19 protein-coding genes are annotated in these 14,824 nt (G+C 70.3%); 7 read left to right on the top strand and 12 right to left on the bottom strand.

Annotation, left to right across the window (positions count from 1 at the left end; genetic code table 11):
* Positions 1 to 33 precede the first annotated feature (33 nt).
* From ABS52_09235 to ABS52_09225, 3 genes are all read right to left on the bottom strand, one after another.
* On the bottom strand, positions 34 to 1,248 hold the full coding sequence (locus tag ABS52_09235; protein ID ODT03479.1) for a hypothetical protein: 1,215 nt from the start codon (positions 1,246 to 1,248) through the stop codon (positions 34 to 36).
* Positions 1,249 to 1,520: 272 nt separating this feature from the next.
* Positions 1,521 to 2,126 (bottom strand): hypothetical protein, encoded by a 606-nt coding sequence (locus ABS52_09230; protein ID ODT03384.1) that lies wholly within the window; start codon positions 2,124 to 2,126, stop codon positions 1,521 to 1,523.
* 284 nt (positions 2,127 to 2,410) lie between these two features.
* Entirely contained in the window at positions 2,411 to 3,163 is a 753-nt protein-coding gene (locus ABS52_09225; protein ODT03383.1) for a hypothetical protein, read from the bottom strand.
* Positions 3,164 to 3,488: 325 nt separating this feature from the next.
* Here ABS52_09225 and ABS52_09220 point away from each other — a divergent pair, with 325 nt between their 5' ends.
* On the top strand, positions 3,489 to 4,124 hold the full coding sequence (locus ABS52_09220) for a peroxidase (GenBank protein ODT03382.1): 636 nt from the start codon (positions 3,489 to 3,491) through the stop codon (positions 4,122 to 4,124).
* Between the two features lie 96 nt (positions 4,125 to 4,220).
* Here ABS52_09220 and ABS52_09215 read toward each other — a convergent pair whose 3' ends face one another.
* The 7 genes from ABS52_09215 to ABS52_09185 all read right to left on the bottom strand — a co-directional run bounded on the left by ABS52_09215 (position 4,221) and on the right by ABS52_09185 (position 9,691).
* Entirely contained in the window at positions 4,221 to 5,825 is a 1,605-nt protein-coding gene (locus ABS52_09215) for a hypothetical protein (protein ODT03381.1), read from the bottom strand.
* Positions 5,822 to 6,748, bottom strand: coding sequence for a hypothetical protein (locus ABS52_09210; GenBank protein ODT03380.1), 927 nt, complete (start codon positions 6,746 to 6,748; stop codon positions 5,822 to 5,824). Before ABS52_09210 ends, ABS52_09215 begins: the two co-directional genes overlap by 4 nt.
* Positions 6,749 to 6,868: 120 nt before the next feature.
* A complete protein-coding gene (locus ABS52_09205; GenBank protein ID ODT03379.1) occupies positions 6,869 to 7,405 on the bottom strand; it encodes a hypothetical protein in 537 nt (178 codons plus the stop codon).
* 17 nt (positions 7,406 to 7,422) lie between these two features.
* The gene (locus ABS52_09200; protein ODT03378.1) at positions 7,423 to 7,968 is read right to left on the bottom strand and encodes a hypothetical protein; all 546 of its coding nucleotides are present in this window, start codon (positions 7,966 to 7,968) and stop codon (positions 7,423 to 7,425) included.
* A 49-nt stretch (positions 7,969 to 8,017) separates the two neighbouring features.
* Entirely contained in the window at positions 8,018 to 8,260 is a 243-nt protein-coding gene (locus ABS52_09195) for a hypothetical protein (protein ID ODT03377.1), read from the bottom strand.
* A 178-nt stretch (positions 8,261 to 8,438) separates the two neighbouring features.
* On the bottom strand, positions 8,439 to 9,032 hold the full coding sequence (locus ABS52_09190) for a hypothetical protein (protein ID ODT03376.1): 594 nt from the start codon (positions 9,030 to 9,032) through the stop codon (positions 8,439 to 8,441).
* A 92-nt stretch (positions 9,033 to 9,124) separates the two neighbouring features.
* A complete protein-coding gene (locus tag ABS52_09185; protein ID ODT03375.1) occupies positions 9,125 to 9,691 on the bottom strand; it encodes a hypothetical protein in 567 nt (188 codons plus the stop codon).
* Positions 9,692 to 9,968: 277 nt separating this feature from the next.
* On the opposite strand from ABS52_09185, the gene ABS52_09180 reads away from it, so the two are divergent.
* The 4 genes from ABS52_09180 to ABS52_09165 all read left to right on the top strand — a co-directional run bounded on the left by ABS52_09180 (position 9,969) and on the right by ABS52_09165 (position 12,605).
* Positions 9,969 to 11,237 carry an oxidoreductase gene (locus ABS52_09180; protein ID ODT03374.1) on the top strand — a complete coding sequence of 423 codons (1,269 nt, stop codon included), beginning with the start codon at positions 9,969 to 9,971 and terminating at the stop codon, positions 11,235 to 11,237.
* Between the two features lie 76 nt (positions 11,238 to 11,313).
* A complete protein-coding gene (locus ABS52_09175; GenBank protein ODT03373.1) occupies positions 11,314 to 11,628 on the top strand; it encodes a sulfur relay protein DsrC in 315 nt (104 codons plus the stop codon).
* A gap of 24 nt (positions 11,629 to 11,652) precedes the next feature.
* Entirely contained in the window at positions 11,653 to 12,120 is a 468-nt protein-coding gene (locus ABS52_09170) for a hypothetical protein (GenBank protein ODT03372.1), read from the top strand.
* The gene (locus tag ABS52_09165; GenBank protein ID ODT03371.1) at positions 12,117 to 12,605 is read left to right on the top strand and encodes a hypothetical protein; all 489 of its coding nucleotides are present in this window, start codon (positions 12,117 to 12,119) and stop codon (positions 12,603 to 12,605) included. Before ABS52_09170 ends, ABS52_09165 begins: the two co-directional genes overlap by 4 nt.
* A gap of 103 nt (positions 12,606 to 12,708) precedes the next feature.
* Here ABS52_09165 and ABS52_09160 read toward each other — a convergent pair whose 3' ends face one another.
* Together ABS52_09160 and ABS52_09155 are read right to left on the bottom strand one after the other, a co-directional pair.
* Positions 12,709 to 13,101: a hypothetical protein gene (locus tag ABS52_09160; protein ID ODT03370.1), complete on the bottom strand. Its 393-nt coding sequence runs from the start codon at positions 13,099 to 13,101 to the stop codon at positions 12,709 to 12,711.
* Positions 13,102 to 13,164: 63 nt separating this feature from the next.
* Positions 13,165 to 13,812, bottom strand: coding sequence for a hypothetical protein (locus ABS52_09155; protein ID ODT03478.1), 648 nt, complete (start codon positions 13,810 to 13,812; stop codon positions 13,165 to 13,167).
* Between the two features lie 357 nt (positions 13,813 to 14,169).
* Between ABS52_09155 and ABS52_09150 the strand changes: the two genes are divergently transcribed.
* Complete coding sequence (locus ABS52_09150) at positions 14,170 to 14,556, top strand: hypothetical protein (protein ODT03369.1); 387 nt, start codon at positions 14,170 to 14,172, stop codon at positions 14,554 to 14,556.
* A 63-nt stretch (positions 14,557 to 14,619) separates the two neighbouring features.
* Positions 14,620 to 14,805 (top strand): hypothetical protein, encoded by a 186-nt coding sequence (locus ABS52_09145; GenBank protein ODT03368.1) that lies wholly within the window; start codon positions 14,620 to 14,622, stop codon positions 14,803 to 14,805.
* Positions 14,806 to 14,824: the final 19 nt, after the last annotated feature.

Genomic DNA, 14,824 nt, shown 5'->3' with positions numbered 1-14,824 from the left:
AACCGGCGCCCCTCCGCGTTCTCCCCGGCCGGGTCAGAAGGCGACCACGCCCTCCACCACGAAGCCCTTGAACTTCCCGCCGTTGCGGATGTCGTTCACCGGGAAGTCGTTGTACTTCTGCGTCACGTACTCGGTCTTGAGCATCACGTTGGGCGTGATGAACCAGCCGCCGCCGAACTGCGAGCGGTCGAGGGAGACGTCGTTGGCGATCTTCGGCAGCCGTCCCTTCGCCGTGTTGTAGCGGGCGGCGACGTAGAGCTGGTCCTTCAGGAAGCGGTAGGTCGCCTCGTAGGCATTGTGCTTCCACTCGCGATCCACCGTCTCGGTGGCGGCGCCGCCCTTGGCGGTCTCGATGTTCCCGAACAGCTCCAGGCCGCCGACCTTGACGAACGGGTTGATCACGTTCGCGTGCACCTTGCTGGAGAACCCGGGCTGGAGGGCGCCCGACCAGGCCTGCGAGGTCTCGCTGGACGTCACCGAGTCCAGGACGGAGTAGTAGCGCGAGCCGGCGCGGTCGCCGGTGTACAGCGTGTTGTTGGCCGACTTGGACTGCGAGAACATCGAGCCCGTCAGGCGCACGCGGACCATCGGGGTGAACTGCTTGTCGAAGCCGATCTTGCCGAGGAACGCGGGGGAGCGCTTTTCGGGCGTGCGGACGACGCCGCGCACCTCACCACCCGTCACGCCGCCCATGGCCAGGAAGGCGCCCTTGCGGAACAGCACCTCGCCGCCGATCTGGGTCGTGAAGGCATCCATGATGTAGTTGCCCACGAGCGGGTTGTACATCGCGTTCCCGTTGTCGGTGCGGCGGAAGTGGGCGTCGCCGTAATTGATCTCGAAGTGCCCGGCCTTCACCGTCACGTACTGCATCAACGTCTCGAGCGCCTTGACCTTGATCGGCGACTCGTCGATCAGGAGGTAGCCATCCTTCACCCACATCTCGTTGTGGTGCCGGGCCGACATGTACGAGGTCAGCGCCACGCGGATCCCCGGCGCGAGCTGCGCGTTCATGTACAGGTTGGCGTTGGCGTTGTTGAATCCGGCGCCGATGCTCACCGGCTGGTTCATGTCGGTGCCCCCGACCATGCGCGGCGCGGCCGTGTTGGAGTGGTCGAGGTCCTGGAACTGCTGGGTGAAGGCGGCGCCCCACTCGAGCTTGAAGCCGGTGTACGGCACGGCGTCGGTCTTCGGCGTCTCGAAGACGTTGATCCCGCGCTGGTCGACCGGGCGAAGGCGCTGGATGCCGATCTGCGGCGCGTAGCTGAAGGAGGCGGGCTTGGCCGCCTTGCTGTCGGTCTTCGAGGAGTCGGTCGTGCCGGAGCTCTTGGCTGGGGCGGGGTCGGACGGCTTGTTGGCCGGCGCCTGCTGGGCGATCACGACGGAGGCGCTGAGCAGCGAGGCAGCGAAGATCGCGGAGAACGTGGTTCTGGCAGTCATGGATGTTGCCCTCGGAGGATATCACCGGGCGCATCGTGCGCCCGTCGGCGCGGGGCGGGCGAACCGCCCCGCGTACAGTGGCGTCAGTCCTTCAACAGGAGGTCGAAGTTCACCTTCACGAGCTCGTTCACCTTCATCGTCCCCATCATCAGGGTGGGCGGCTTCAGCCCGTATTCCTTCATGCGCAGTTCGTGCACGCCGCTCACGCGCAGCGCCCCGGGGCCTTCCTCCCTGGCGTCGGCCTGCATGGTGATGGCCTTCTGCATGCCCCCGAGCGTCAGCGTCCCGTTGAGCGTCACCTTCACCCCCTCCGCCTGCTTGGCGAGCTCGTAGCCGGCGAGGGTGAAGGTGATGGTGGGGAACTCCTGCGCCTTGAGGGCCTTGCGCATGTGCTCGTTCATCGTGCCGTTGTTGCAATCGAGGCGCTCGACGGGGACGGTCACCGACACGGCGCGCACCGCCTTGTCGCCGGCGAGGATGGCGGCGGGGATGCCGGCGTCTTGCGTCGTCTGGATCGCGGCGTCGAACGTCGCGGCCTTGCATTGCCACGAGCGGACGGTCGACGTGCCCGTGACCCACAGCTTGCTGCTGGGTTCGAGGTCGAGCGAGCGGGTTCCCGTCGTCCACGCGGCCGTGAACGGCGCGAGGAAGGCGAGGCCGAGGAAGGTGCGAATGGTTGGGCTGCGCATGTCGGGGTGCTCCGGGTCGAGTCTCAGGTGAGCCTCAGGTGAGCCTCAGGTGCGTTGCACGAGCGTCGCCAGCGCGGCGCCGGTGCCTCTCACGCGAGCAGCGTCTGGTGCCCTGCTCGAGGCGAAGGATCGGACGGTCCGCGGGGCGCGAATGTCGGGGGTCACATGCGACTTTCGTGAGGAGCCCACGCCAGTCGCGTGGGGAGTTGCCTGACGAGTGGCGTTAGGTACCGGCCGGACGGCAACAGTTGCCGCACGCATGACGCAGTTAGGTGTGCGCGGCGTCACCGGCCGACGACCGTCGTGGCCCCGTCGCGACGGGACTCGAGGACGAGCACCGTCGTGCCCACGACGGGCATGGCCGTCTCGATCCGCACGGGGACGTGCGCGCGATCGTCCGTCAGGTGCAGGCGAAGGACCCCCTCGCGGTCGTAGTGGCGGCGGTCCTTCACGCGCATCTCCACCACCACCGTCGCGAACACGCCGGCCGGCACGGTGATGACCTCGCGCCCGAGCACCGTGACCTCGACCGGGTTGCGCTCCGCGCGGAAGTGACGCGACAGCGAATGCCGCTCGTGCAGCGACAGGGGCAGCGTGCGCAGGAAATAGATGAAGGAGAGCTCATCCAGCGGCGCGTCGGTCGGCGTCGTCCCGCCATCGCCGGCCGCCCCCGCCTCCCCCGCCTCCCCCGCGTCGCCCACATCGCCGTGCGAGCGCCAGCGCTGGTCGGGCGGGAAGATCTCGACGCGCTCGTCGCGGCGGTGGATGAACTGCCGCTCGTACTTCGAGAAGCGGAGCGAGGCGAGCGGCGAGGGCGTCACCCAGGAATCGGTGCGATTCACGACCGACACCGGACCGATGCGCCCCCGGACCTCGAATCGCAACAGGAGCGCGCGATGGCCCCGCACGTCCTCGGGGCCCTCCACGGACATCGTCCCGCGCCCCACGCGTCCCCACCGCCCGGCGGTGACCTGATACCGAAGTTCCTCGCCGATGCCGAAGGGGAGGGGGGCACCGGCGTCCTGGGCGCCGAGCACCGGCCAGGGGGCGACCAGCAGCGAAACGGCCGTGACCGTGCGCCGGAGCCCGTGGCCCAGCCTCGTCGCGATCGACCGCCCTGTGGTTCGCTCATGCTGCATTCATGTACCTCCGCACGCAACGCTCGCCGGATGCACGCGCGGTCGAAGTCGGAGAATCGGGACGATCGGCTACCGCGAAGTCGGGATCCGGGTGTGGGCGCTTGCCTGACAGCCGCGCTTGCTCGCGGCGCAGGGGGGTGGAGAGGGGGCTGGCGCCGCACGGCCCCGCCTTCCGCCGGGCGTGGCGTGCGCTTAGGCTCACGTGACACCAGCGGAGCCCACCATGACGGTTCGAATCGGAGACGTCGCGCCGGATTTCACGGCCGACACCACGCAGGGGCCGGTGCACTTTCACCAGTGGAAGGAGGGGAGGTGGGCGATCCTCTTCTCGCATCCCCGGGACTTCACCCCCGTGTGCACCACGGAGCTGGGCGCCGTGGCCAAGCTCATGCCCGAGTTCGCGAAGCGGAACACCAGGGTCATCGGCCTCAGCGTCGACCCCGTGGAGTCGCACCACAAGTGGGAGAGCGACATCGAGGACGTGACGGGCAACGCCGTCAACTTCCCGATGATCGCCGACCCGGACCACCAGGTCTCGACCCTGTACGACATGATTCACCCGAACGCGAACGACACGCAGACGGTGCGCTCGGTGTTCGTGATCGGCCCGGACAACCGGGTGAAACTGATGCTCACCTACCCGGCGAGCACCGGCCGCAACTTCGACGAGATCGTGCGCGTCCTCGACTCGTTGCAGCTAACGGCCAACTTCTCCGTCTCCACCCCCGCCGACTGGCAGCCGGGCGAGGACGTGATCATCTCCAACGCACTCTCCGACGAGGAGGCGACACAGCGCTTCCCCAAGGGGTTCGTGAAGAAGAAGCCCTACCTGCGCGTCACGCCGCAGCCCAACGCGTAGGAACTCGCGCGCCGCGCGTCGCCGCCCGCCGGGCCGGGCGCGAGGCGCGGCCCACCGTGCGAGTGGCCGCCGCCCCTGGTGCCGGGCGGCGTCGGGTCACCGGTCGACCGCGGCCCCCCGGCACCCCGCCGCCGTCGCGGCCAGGGACGGCGTCGGTCGTCCTCCCTGGCCGTCGGCGACCGGGTGCAGGTCGTACAGGTAGAGGGCCACGGTGCGCGGCCGTCCCGCGGCATCACGGTCCTCGCGCACCCAATGCGCGCGTGGCGTCCCCAGGCGGTCGGCATGACGCAGGATGACCGAGGCGTCCTGCAGGCGCCCCGCGGGGACGAACAGGATCCAGCCGCGCGACGCGCCTTGCAGCCGCTCGGTCTCGGCGCCATAGGCCGCGAGGTCCCGGTCGTGACAGCGGCCGAGGATCACGTCGGCCGCGATCCCGGCCCGGGGGGCGTAGTGCGTCCACGCCTGCCAGCCTCCGTACGGCACGTACACGCGGTCGCCGGGCCGCAGCTGCTGGCGCAACGTGCCGAGAAGGGGGGAGAGGTGCTGGATCGCGTACGGTGGGCGGTGGTCGAGGAGCGGCACGGCGGGGAGGGCCACCAGGAGCAGCGCCGCCGGGCGGAGGCTCCCCCGCAATTCCGCCAGCCCGCGTGCCACGGCGGCGATGCCGGCCCCCATCAGCACGACCACGATCGGTGAAAGGAAGAACGCCAGGCGGTCCGCCAGCGGGTAGAGGCGCAGGGTCGCCGCGCCGAACGCGGCCGCCATCGGCAGCACGAGGACGAGGGCGGTGGTCCGCGAGCGCCGGAACAGTTCCCACCCCCCGAGCGCTGCAACGCCAAGGTAGGTATAGCTCCACGCGCCGTTCACGATGTCGCGCACGAGGAGGCGCACGACGTGCAGCGGCCACTTCAGGTCTCCCCACCCCATCGGAGGGATGGGGGCGAAGCCCGCCGCCCAGTACGCGCGCATGAACGACATGGTCTCCGGCGTCACGCGAGCTCGCGCGACGATGACGGCGGCCAGGGCCGACACCGCCCACGCGGCGACCAGGCGCCGGGTGAATCGGTGCGGCGACTGCCCCGGTCGGCGGTCATCGAGTACCACCCCCAGGAGGGCGGCCGACAGGGAGAAGATCGATGGCTGGGAGAGCCACGGGGCGACGAGTCCCACCAGCAGCGCCAGCCATCGCCAGCGCCCCCGCGTTCGCCAGGCCGGGACCGTGACCGCGACCAGGAGGAGGGCGGCCGTGACGGCAAGGTCCGTGGAGTATTGCTTGGCCTGCGACGAGAGCCAGATCATCCGCCCGGAGCCCCCGAGCAGCAGCACGGGAATGGCGCTGGCCCACCCGCCGATCAGGACGCGTCCCAGGGCGCCGACCAGGGCGAGCGCGGCGAGCGCCATCGCGAACGGCACGGCGCGCAGTGCCAGCTCCGAGTCGCCGAGGGTGGCGACCACGCCCTTCTGCAGGACGAGGAATCCCGCGGGGGCGACCTGGTCGAACGCCAGGGGACGGGTGACGAGATCCGCGAGCGGGCGATCGAGGATGTTGCGCGTGAGCGCCAGTTCGTCGACCCAGAGCGTGCGCTGCGCGGCGTATTGTGTGACGCAGAGGAGCGCGCCGGCACACCACGCGAGCCATCGCCAGGCGCGACCGCGGTCGCGCGGGGGGCGGTCGCGCGGTGTGCCGGCGCGCTCCGTCACATGAAGGTGCTGCGCACCACGAACCAGACGTTGGCCGGGCGCTCCGCCAGGCGGCGCATGTACCAGGGGAACCAGTTGTTCCCATAGCTGATCAGGCAGCGGACCGCGTGCCCCTGCTCCGCCAGCGCCCGCTGCTCGGCCGAACGGATGCCGTACAGCATGTGCACCTCGAACTGCCCCGGCGCCACGCCCAGTTCGGCGGCCCGGGCCACGAGGTGGTTGACGATCGCCATGTCGTGGGTCCCGAAGACAGGGAAGGCCCCGCCCGTCCGGGCCGCCTCGAGGAGGCGGATGCCTAACGATACGTACTGGGCGTCGGTGTCCTTCTTGGCCGGGAAGGCCACGGTGGCCGGCTCGGCATAGGCGCCCTTCACCAGGCGGATCGCCGGCTTGATGGCCAGCAGGCGCTCGAGGTCAGCGGGGGTGCGGAACAGGTAGGACTGCAGGCAGAGTCCGACCTTGTCGTGGCCCTCCTTGAGCTGCTCGTAGAGCGCGAGCGTGCGGTCCACGTAGCTCGAGTCCTCCATGTCGATCCAGAGCGTGCGCCCCTGTTGTGCCGATGCGGCGACGAGCGGTGTGAGCTGCCGCACGCACTCCTCCACCGACTCGTCGAGCCCCAGCTGCGTCGGCTTGACCGAGAGCTCGGTCGGAAGGCCGCGCTGGGCGATCGCCCCCAACGCCGATCGGTAGTGCTCCCGCACCTCGTCGCTGTTGCGCTCACCGGTCAGTGTCTCCCCCAGGCGCGTGATGATGGTCCCGATGCGCGCCGGCGCGAGCCCCTGGGCCGCGTCGAGCGCGTCCTCGAGACGTTCGCCTGGCATGAAGCGCTTGACGGCGCGGCGGGCGAACGCCCGCTGGGTCATCTGGGAGGCCAGCCACTGGGACTTCGAGGCCCGAAGGAGGGCGTTGCGGGCGAGCGACATGGAGCGAAGGGCGTGGAGGGAATCGGGATGGCATGCACCGCCGGCGCGGCTGTGCCGCGCAGGGACGATACACCGGTGCACTCCCGTGCGAAACGGTGCAGGGCGCCGCGGCTCGGCGCGCTAGCCGTCCCGGCAGGGCCACGCCAGGACGAGGCGCCCGAGTCCTCGCACCGCGCGCGGTATGGGTGACCCCTTCGGGACCGGGTGCGACACGGCCTCGCTCGATCCGGGCGGCCACTCCATCGCCGTCGTGGCATCGCCCGCGGCGTCCCAGGTGTAGCCGTGCTGCCCCCCGCCGGGGAGCCGTCGCACGAACTCGACGCGCGACAGGACGCCGGTGCGGCTGGCGCGCGCGAAGACCACGACGCCGAGCCCGTCGAGTCGTCCCTGCACGCGCTGCCGTCGGCTCCCGTCGGAGGTGGTGCTGAGCGGGACGCAGGCCAGTCCGGGATCCGCCCCGTCGGGTTGCAGCTGTGCACGAATGTCGAGCACTGTGCGCACGCCCGGAGGGAGCGCGGCGAAGGCCGCCGAGTCGGCGCGGGCGGAGTCGGGGGAGACCGGGATCGGGGCCGGACGCTGCGGCATGGGGGGGCGTGGCCCCGGGACCCGACCGACGGCTGCCGGGAGCGTGGCGCCGAGGGCAAGGGCGGCGGCCATCGCGAAGGCGACCCCCATCAGGGGTCGCTCACCGGTGGGGGCGGCTCGCGCAGCGCCACGAGCGCGCTGAAGCCGCTCAGCACCACCGCGGCCACGCCGCACACGAAGCCGAACTCGCCGAAGTGCAGGTCGACCTGCTGCAGGGCGTTCAACGCCCGTGGTGCCTCACGCGACACGAAGTGCACGCCCGCGGCGGAGAGGGCGCAGGTGGCGAGTGGGGCCGCGCCCTGCCACAGGCGCTGGCGCGGAATCCGCAACGTTTGCAGGAGCAGGCTCGCGACCGCGAGCCACATGGCGACCTGCAGGGCGGGGTAGGCCAGACGCAGGCGGCGATATGCTGCCTCGCCGTCCGGTCGCACGCCGCACAGCGCCGGGTCGCCGTACACCGGCCACCAGCGGCAGTCCGTGCGCGCCGAGGCGTCGCGTCGCGTCGCGTCGCCCCCCTCGAGGCGGGACAGCCCCACGGGCGACAGCTCGTATCGCGAGCCGTCGCTGGCGCTCCCCCATCCCCAGGGGCGGGTCGAGGCCTGCTGCAGGGCGATCGCGGTGAGGAAGATCGCCACGGCCCCAAGGCCGCGGCGAATGCGGCCCCCCCTCACCACGCGACCGGCCTCACCGGACGTGCCGGAATGTCAGCTTGCGCAGCGCCCGGGACATCGTGGAAGCGTGCACGCCGAACTTGTCGGCGAGCTCGTGCAACGGCACGCCGCGCTTGTGCATCTGGCGGGCCCGGCTGACATCCTTCTCCGTCAGCTTCGACGCGAAGTTGTCGCTGCCCTTGCGATTGGCGGCGCCCGCATAACGAGCCGGCTGGCGCCGCGACGAGAACCGCGTGTCGCGCTTACGTCCAGGCATACGGCACTCCAAGGGTGGGAGTGATGAGTGACGGCCCAGGGAAGTGTGGGGGCGTCGGGGAAAATGTAACGATTCTGGCGTGCGCCGTAACCTCGCCCCCAAAGAGCGGGCAGCGGGCTCCCCCCCGGGAGCGCCTTTCCCGGGGCTGCCAGCCGCAACCGCCCCCCCGGCGTTGCAGCTACAACCGGCACCCCGCGGCAGGGTCGGCCCGCATCCGGCGCGCGCGCGCGCGCGCCCCCCGGGTGTCGCCCAGCACGTTGGACGCACTGCAGGCGTACGCGATCACGAGCGCCGGCTCGCCCCCCGGCGGCCGCGCGGTGCCGCGCAGCTGGAAGGCGAGCCAGAGGTCCCGCACCCGCCCGCCCGGCGGGAGCGGGACCGCCAGCTGCCGAGGGGCGAGGGCACGCCGCTCGCCGGCGCGCAGCACGTCGGCCACCGCCAGCGCCCCGCTCACCCCCATCGGGATCCCGCGCCCCGACGAGTCGGCGGCCACGACGGCGCGGAGGGTGACCCCCTCGAGCGCGGTCGCATCGCCCGGCTGCAAGCCGAGGTACTGCACGTCCGCGGTGTCCAGATGCAACGTCAGCACGTCGTCCTCGATCGACACTGCCCCGGTGAAGTGTCCCGACACCTGCACGGCGGTGCCGACGGACGACGCCGACAGGCGCACGGGCGTGCGCCCCGCACACCCCGCGACGGCGACGCCGAGCAGCAGCAGGCGCGCGACGGCGGGGACACGGACGCGGCGCCACGAGCGCCCGGCGCTCGCCACGAGGGCCGGGCGCGGGGGAGGTGCGGGGATGGGGCGGGAGGCGGTGGCCTTCGCGCGCCCCGCCGCTGCCCGCCACGTGGGGAAGCGGGGCACTAGAACCGCGTCGCGCAGAAATAACCCGCGGCGCTGTGCCCCCCAGCGCCGTGGGTGCGCCAGTAGCCGCGGTAGCCGCGCAGCGACCGCTCCGCCAGCTCGAAGCGCGTGACCGGCACGGCAAGTTCGCCGGCGGACGTCCGGGTGCGCACCGAGCCGAAGGTCAGCGTCGCGCGCCCCCCTCCGGGCGGCGCCTCGAGCGTGACTCCGGGCGCCCCCGGGTCGCGCGACCGCAGCGAGCCGGAGAATCGTCCGCCGACGCGCGCCAGGTCGAGACTCGAGGATCCGATCATGAGCGTCCCTTCGCGGCGCATCTCCGCCGGGGCGGGGGCGAGTTCCAGCGTCCCCGACGTGATCCGCCCCTTCCGCGGTCCGCTGGTGCCGTAGGCGATGACCAGGAACGATCCGCGCAACGCGTCGAGCGACCCGACCGGTTCGGCGTGCCCGGTGGGCGGGATGCAATTGTTGACCTGCGCGGACGCGCGCACGGGCACCGCCCCTCCGAGGACGGCCAGCAGGAGCGCGAGACGGGCGGAGCGGGAGCGTGAGGGAAGACGCAGGGGCATGCCTAACGAAGCGGGAAGGTCGTCGAAGGGGGGGCGATGCGATGCGGCGCCGCCGTCCCCCCCGCGTCGGCGAAGGCTAGTGCAGGCCGGCAGCCCCCTCAAGGGACGTCCAGGGACTGCGCCTCGCGCCGCCATCGACGAGCCGTTCATGCGTCATCGCCTCCCTGACAGGCGGAAATCCGATCGCCTGATGGCAGCTTTCGATCTTCCATATGAATGTTCGGTTGAGCAGTAGAGCGTCGCCGGAAGGGGTCGGCCGAGACCCGTGGGAGGAACCATGTCACGCATCGTGATCCTGGGTGCAGGTACCGCCGGGACGATCATGGCGAATCGCCTGCGTCGCCGGTACGCGTCGGAGGTCGCCCGCGGCGCCACGCAGATCACCGTCATCGACCAGGACGACCAGCACGTCTACCAGCCCGGGCTGCTGTTCATCCCCTTCGGGATCTACCATCCGGACGAGATCGTGCGCTCGCGCCGCGCGCAGTTGCACGACAAGGTGGAGTACGTGGCCGCGGTGGTGCAGCGCCTGCACCCGGAGTCGCAGGAGGTCGAGCTGTCCGACGGGGAACGGATCCCCTACGACGCCTGCATCATTGCCAGCGGGACGCGCATCGCCCCCGATGAGACGGAAGGACTCACCGGCCCCGGCTGGCGCACGAAGATGTTCGATTTCTACACCCTGGAAGGGGCGACGGCGCTCGCCAATGCGTTCGCCAACTGGGGCGGGGGACGGCTCGTGATCAACGTCGTCGAGATGCCCATCAAGTGTCCGGTGGCCCCCCTCGAGTTCGCCTTCCTCGCCGACTGGTTCTTCACCATGCGAGGGATTCGCGACCGGGTGGACATCACCTATGCGACGCCGCTCGATGGCGCCTTCACCAAGCCCATCTGCACCCGTGCGCTCAGCTATCTGCTCGACGAGAAGCACGTCCATCTGCTGACCGAGTTCAACGCCGGGCGCGTGGACGGTGAAGCGGGAGTGCTCGCCTCGTGGGACGAGCGCGAGGTCCCGTTCGACATTCTGGTGAGCATCCCGCTGCACCAGGGGGCGGACTTCGTGAAGCACACCCCGGGGCTGGGTGACGATGCCGGCTTCGTGAAGACCGACCATCACACGCTGCAGAGCAAGCTCTCCCCCTCGATCTTCGCGATCGGCGATGCCACCAACGTCCCGGCATCGAAGGCGGGCTCGGTGGCACACTTCGAGGGGGAGATCCTCGAGGAGAACATCGCGCGCTTCCTCGAGGGACTGCCCCCCGAGCCGGCCTTCGACGGCCACGCCAACTGCTTCATCGAGACCGGCTTCGACAAGGCGCTCCTGATCGACTTCAACTACGACACCGAGCCGCTCCCCGGGAAGTTCCCGTTCGCCCGGATCGGACCGATGTCGCTGCTCAGCGAGAGCAAGGTCAACCATCTCGGCAAGATGGCCTTCAAGTGGATCTACTGGAACTTGCTCCTGCCGGGGCACGACATGCCGGGCATCAAGCCGCAGATGACGATGACCGGCAAGGAGCCGCCCGCCGAGTTCGCCGGGCGCTGACAGGGACGTCGACCAACGGCGCCGCCGGGCACCGCCGCCCATACCCCCGCCCATCCCCCATGCACGCAGGGACACCATGACCACCATGACGATTGCCGGCGCCACGCTCGACGTGGACGCCGAGGGCTACCTCCAGAAGCCCGAACAGTGGAACGAGGCGGTGGCCGAGGAGCTTGCCGCCAAGGAGGGCATCACCCTCACCGACCGTCACTGGCTCGTGATCCGTTTCATGCGCCAGCGGTACCTGGAGACCGGCGACGCACCGACCATCCGCTCGCTGGGAAAGGAATCGGGCGTCGACATCAAGGCGCTCTACCAGCTCTTTCCCAAGGGGCCGGCCAAGCTCGCCGCGAAGCTCGGCGGCATCCCGAAACCCCACGGTTGCATCTGACGCCCTCACCTGGAGCTTCCAGTCATGTCCGGCACCATTGAGAAGGTCTCCATCATCGTCTCGAAGGGCTCGTTCGAGGGCGTGTATCCCGCGCTCATCATGGCCAATGGCGCCCGCATGGAGGGGATCGAGGCCAACGTCTTCTTCACCTTCTTCGGAATGGACGCCATCAACAAGGCGCGCAACGAGCACCTGAAGGTGGCTACCGTCGGCAACCCCGGGCTGCACATCCCCACCATGGTGGGGGGGCTTCCCGGCATGTCGACGTTCGTGACGCACCAGATGGAGAAGAAGATGGAGGAGCTCGACTTCCCGCCCATCCCGGAGTTCATCCAGCTGCTGGCCGATTCGGGCGCCAAGTTGTATGCATGCAAGGCGTCGGTCGACATGTTCGGCCTTGCCCGCGAGGACTTCATCGACGACCTCGAGGGGATCATCACCGTCGGACAGTTCTACCAGCTTGCGGCTGGCGGACAGGTCATCTTCACATGACACAGGCTGGTGATGCCGGCGCCGCGCCGGGGAGCGCGGCGCCGGCGGACGGAGAAGGGGAGTTTCGCGTCACCCTGACCCTCGAGGGGGGGTATCGATTCGACGTCGATCCGGGGCTCGACGGGGCGCGCCACTTCCACATCGACGAGACGCCCCCCTTGGGTGAGGGCGCCGACATCAGTCCGTCGCGCACCCTGGCCTCGGCCATGGCGTCGTGCCTGGCGTCGTCGCTGCTCTTCTGCCTGCGCAAGTCGCGGATCGAGGTGAAGGGCCTGCGGGTGGAGGCCCGCGGCACCCTGGTGCGCAACGAGCGCAAGCGCCTCCGCGTCGGCGGGTTGCACGTGGAGCTGTTTCCCGAGGTTGCGGCTGGCGACGTGGAGCGCATGAAGCGCTGCCTCGAGATCTTCGAGGACTTCTGCGTCGTCACCGAGAGCGTGCGACACGGCATCCCGGTCGTCGTCGGCGTCGAGACCCGCGCCAGCTGACCGGGCCGCAGGGGAACGGGAGCCGGGGCGCCGCACGCGCGGCGGCATGGCGCGACGCTTCGGCCCGCCGCGCCGTGCGCGCTCCAGCGGCGGGCTGCGCCCGTCAGCGCGGCGAACGTACCTCGCTCATCAGGGCGACCACGTTTCCCTCGGAATCGTCGAGGAACGCCATCCAGAGTTCATGGTCGGGCATCCGCGCCACCAGATGCGGCCCTTGGGCAAAGGCGACGCCGCGATCCACCAGGGTCCGGTACGCGGCCGGCAGGTCGTCCACGGCGTAGTAGAGCACCGAGCCGGGACGAAAGGCCTCGCCGTCCTCGGGCTCGGCGAGCATCAGGCGCACGCCGCCGCAATCGAAGAAGGCGAGCCCGGGAGGTGCCGCGAACAGGAACCGGAGTCCGAGGATGTCGCGATAGAAGGCGATCGCCCGCTCGATGTCCCGGGCGGGGATCGCCACCTGGCCGAGTCGGGTGAGGGAGGCTGGGCTATCGGTCATGGCACCTCCAGCGTCTGCGGGGGGGGGCGGGCGCGGCCAGGGAGCCGCGCCCGTGGCGATGGGTCAGCGGCGCATCCGTTCGCGCTGTTCCGCCGCCTTCTCCACCAAGCGGCGCAGCTCCTTGATGGGCTCGGGGGAATCATCCACCTGCAGGCGCAGGACGACGTCGTTGTTGAGCCAGACGCCGGCGCCCTTCTTGACGATCACCATCGCGGCCGACTGCATCCCGCGGGTGTCGCCGCCAGCCGCCTGTCCCGCCTCGAGCGCCGCCTGCAGGCGGAGGGAGAGGTGGCCGCTCGTCTCCTCGAACGCCTTGACCATCGCCGTCACCACGCCCTCGCCCGCCAGGATGTTCCCCTGGGCCGAGCAGTACTTCCCCTGTCGGTCGCCGGCCCAGGCGCTCGCGCGCGGGCCGGTGTAGGCGGCGACGTCGCCCGACGCGTTCATCACGGCGAACTGTCGCCCGTGCTTCGTCCAGTCCTCGGGGCGGGGATCGGGGTCACTGCTCCACACGCGCTGCACGACGTCCTTAGGCGACAGGCCCTGCCGGAGGAGTGCGAGCGCCTGCGGTCCGTAGCTCACGTCGACGATGGCCTGCGTGGCGACGACGCCGACGCCGGCCTCGGCCCAGAGCACACCGTTCCCGACGGAGAAGACGCGACTCTGCACCGCCCCCCCCACCTCGCCGGTCGACGGGTCGTATCCCAGGATCGAGAAGGTGGCGACGGGCGGCCACGGGAGCCCGGGCGGGGCCGGATGCTGGGCCCGGACGCCCTGGGCACTGGCAAGCAGAAGGGGAAGGGCGCAAGCGGCACGCCGGATGGAGGCGATCATGTGGGACACCTCATGCTGATGGGTGGGCGCCCCGCCTCGTGCGCGGCACCGGAGGGCCGAACAATGATCGCGGTTGCGCCTGCGCGTCTAGGGGAGCGACGGCGCGGGGAGGAGGGGTGCCCCCCGTTCCCGCTGCTGCGCGGGAGTTGTGGAGCCACCCCCCCGCACGCATTTTTATCCACGCTGTGCGATCCGAACAACGGGCGGGAGACCCCCGCGGGAGAGTTCGCGAAGGTGGCAGAGTTGGCCTTTCGAGAAGGGATCTGGGACCAGATCCGCCTGCGTGAGACGCGGTACCACGAGCACGCATATCTTTTCGTGCTCGCGGCGCTGGAGTTTCACCACACTCGTCTTGCCGAACGACGTCACGTGGATGGTCGCGAGCTCGCCACGGCGGTGCGCGACCTGGCGCTGGAGAAGTTCGGTGTCATGGCTCGCCTGGTGCTCGAGCACTGGGGGATCCGGGCGACGGCGGACGTGGGGGACATCGTCTTCACGATGGTGGACCTCGGGCTCCTGATGACGCAGCCGAACGATTCGCGACTTGATTTCGTCAACGTCTATGAGTTCGATCAGGCCTTCGAACGGGCATATCCCTGGAGTGCAGAACACCTGGCCTGACGGCGCGTCGCGACCGGCGACGCGTCCTCCCCTCATGCGCTTGGAGGCGCAGTGACCCAAAACATGGAATTTCCGCAATGCCAGAAGTGCGAGAAGGGCGTGCTGCTCCCTCTCAGCGACTACGGACGCGACGGCGCGCCGATCACCTACAAGGCGTGGGTGTGCAGCAACCCGGAGTGCGGCTTCAACATCCGTATCGACAACGGCGAGATCAGCTTCGGACGGACGGTCGGCCAGTCCCACAAGTAGGCCGCGGCGTCCCCCGGCC

This window comes from Gemmatimonadetes bacterium SCN 70-22, assembly GCA_001724275.1.
GTDB lineage: Bacteria > Gemmatimonadota > Gemmatimonadetes > Gemmatimonadales > Gemmatimonadaceae > SCN-70-22.
Note: the sequence above shows the minus strand (reverse complement) of the source record. Positions and strands in the feature narration are given on the sequence as shown.

What these genes read in the sequence shown, in the direction of transcription:
- ABS52_09230 (ODT03384.1), bottom strand. Translation starts at nt 2,126, where the DNA reads ATGCGCAGCCCAACCATTCGCACCTTCCTCGGCCTCGCCTTCCTCGCG.
- ABS52_09220 (ODT03382.1), top strand. Translation starts at nt 3,489, where the DNA reads ATGACGGTTCGAATCGGAGACGTCGCGCCGGATTTCACGGCCGACACC.
- ABS52_09210 (ODT03380.1), bottom strand. Translation starts at nt 6,748, where the DNA reads ATGTCGCTCGCCCGCAACGCCCTCCTTCGGGCCTCGAAGTCCCAGTGG.
- ABS52_09205 (ODT03379.1), bottom strand. Translation starts at nt 7,405, where the DNA reads ATGGCCGCCGCCCTTGCCCTCGGCGCCACGCTCCCGGCAGCCGTCGGT.
- ABS52_09195 (ODT03377.1), bottom strand. Translation starts at nt 8,260, where the DNA reads ATGCCTGGACGTAAGCGCGACACGCGGTTCTCGTCGCGGCGCCAGCCG.
- ABS52_09185 (ODT03375.1), bottom strand. Translation starts at nt 9,691, where the DNA reads ATGCCCCTGCGTCTTCCCTCACGCTCCCGCTCCGCCCGTCTCGCGCTC.
- ABS52_09180 (ODT03374.1), top strand. Translation starts at nt 9,969, where the DNA reads ATGTCACGCATCGTGATCCTGGGTGCAGGTACCGCCGGGACGATCATG.
- ABS52_09175 (ODT03373.1), top strand. Translation starts at nt 11,314, where the DNA reads ATGACCACCATGACGATTGCCGGCGCCACGCTCGACGTGGACGCCGAG.
- ABS52_09170 (ODT03372.1), top strand. Translation starts at nt 11,653, where the DNA reads ATGTCCGGCACCATTGAGAAGGTCTCCATCATCGTCTCGAAGGGCTCG.
- ABS52_09165 (ODT03371.1), top strand. Translation starts at nt 12,117, where the DNA reads ATGACACAGGCTGGTGATGCCGGCGCCGCGCCGGGGAGCGCGGCGCCG.
- ABS52_09160 (ODT03370.1), bottom strand. Translation starts at nt 13,101, where the DNA reads ATGACCGATAGCCCAGCCTCCCTCACCCGACTCGGCCAGGTGGCGATC.
- ABS52_09145 (ODT03368.1), top strand. Translation starts at nt 14,620, where the DNA reads ATGGAATTTCCGCAATGCCAGAAGTGCGAGAAGGGCGTGCTGCTCCCT.